Origin of the sequence: Lactobacillus gallinarum, from assembly GCF_002160635.1 — a bacterium.
Lineage (GTDB): Bacteria > Bacillota > Bacilli > Lactobacillales > Lactobacillaceae > Lactobacillus > Lactobacillus gallinarum.
The window spans coordinates 1-1,478 of sequence record NZ_NFKZ01000066.1 but is presented as its reverse complement, the minus strand read 5'-3'; the positions used below and the strand labels follow the sequence as shown (position 1 = coordinate 1,478).

General features: G+C 29.7%; 2 protein-coding genes and 1 pseudogene. 2 read left to right on the top strand and 1 reads right to left on the bottom strand.

Going from position 1 to position 1,478, the window contains the following annotated elements; all coding sequences use genetic code 11:
- Positions 1–565 precede the first annotated feature (565 nt).
- Together B5E95_RS10285 and B5E95_RS10280 are read left to right on the top strand one after the other, a co-directional pair.
- Complete coding sequence (locus tag B5E95_RS10285; RefSeq protein ID WP_087236578.1) at positions 566–958, top strand: hypothetical protein; 393 nt, start codon at positions 566–568, stop codon at positions 956–958.
- A gap of 80 nt (positions 959–1,038) precedes the next feature.
- Complete coding sequence (locus B5E95_RS10280; RefSeq protein ID WP_087236576.1) at positions 1,039–1,329, top strand: DUF6978 family protein; 291 nt, start codon at positions 1,039–1,041, stop codon at positions 1,327–1,329.
- A 20-nt stretch (positions 1,330–1,349) separates the two neighbouring features.
- On the opposite strand, the pseudogene B5E95_RS10275 reads toward B5E95_RS10280, so the two are convergent.
- Positions 1,350–1,478, bottom strand: a pseudogene (locus B5E95_RS10275) (IS256 family transposase); the annotation flags it as partial.

Here is a 1,478-nt window from a genome sequence, read left to right as displayed (position 1 = left end):
TCATGTGTCCAAAGCAGTCACGGCATTGGCTTCATCTCCACTTTACATAGTAAAAGAAAAAGTGTTGAACGACTACTCCGTCGAGTAATCATCCAACACTAGATTAGTATGTTTTATTTCCTTAATATCATTTCAATTAAAAGATGCTACAGGAAATAATTTAAACTGCATAAAAATTAAACCTGATTCAGCTACTACAGTTACAGTTGATTGCATTGTTTACTTTTCTGATGAAATAAAAAAGATGTTTGCTGAGGATCACAAGCTTAACCCATTAATTAAGCATCATATATACTCAATTGCTACGTTTAAAGGAATATATATAGCTAGACAGCAAATAAATATTCCCGTTAACGAAATCGTGAATAATAGTTTTATGCATCTTACTTTCACTTTCAAGATTCCTTATAAAGTAAAGAATTATTACACGAAAGAAACAAAAATCACCCAATGTGAGCTAGTTCTCGCCTATTCTACAAAAGAGTTAGGAGAAATTGGAATTTCTGAATCAATTAGAGTTGGTACTTTTTTAAAAACAACAATACCAGTTTATGAGGATTAGATAATGAGTGATAGATCAGAAAAAATAATACCTATAAATGCATCTACTAATGACAATACTGTTGAAGTAGGGCAACCAGTAGATATTGAATATAGGCCACCACATAATAATAGTGGAGGTGATGGCACAATGGATAATAGATATGTAACTCATGAAGAACTTAGTCATGCAGTGGATAAACTAGATGCAAAAATTAATTTTTCTACTGAAAAACTGTCACATCAAATGGATAATCTAGCTAATTCATTAAAAGAGTCACATCAAGCAGATATTAATTCTGTAAAAAATAGTCTTACTCAAACCAATTTAAAGATAAGTATTATTGTTGGTGTCATTACATCAATTGGCGTTCCAATTGTGACTGCAATTTTATTGAAATTCTTACACTTGAGTTAAATGATAAAATTTCATAATTCAAAAAATGTCTACCATAGTTTCGACATAAAGCTTTTATTTTTATAAGGTGGTGTAATCGTATGGAATTAGCCCTAAGCCAGCAAGATGCTGATAAGCTTATTTCATTGTTAAAGGATTTTTTAAAGGATTATTCTTTTCAATTACAAGATGGTTCAAATTTTAAAATTGATATTATATCTCAGAAAGAAAAAAGAAAATTCAGACTTGATATTCATTATGAGCACAACAACTATCATTTAAACTTTATGGATTATATAACAAAATTAAACTTAATTAGAATTAATCTAAATGATAGTTTTCATAAAAATGGAAACTGTCAAATCTTTTGTGTAAATAGATCTTTCTCATAGATTGATTTTTTATTCTTTATTTAATCAAAGTAAGATTCTAAGGTGTCCTGAACCTGACCAAAGCCTTTGTGAATTCGGTTGAAGTAGCGGTCATTGTAACTCATTGCTTGAATGCCAATAAAAGTATCAAGCGACTGTTCAGTCGGAAA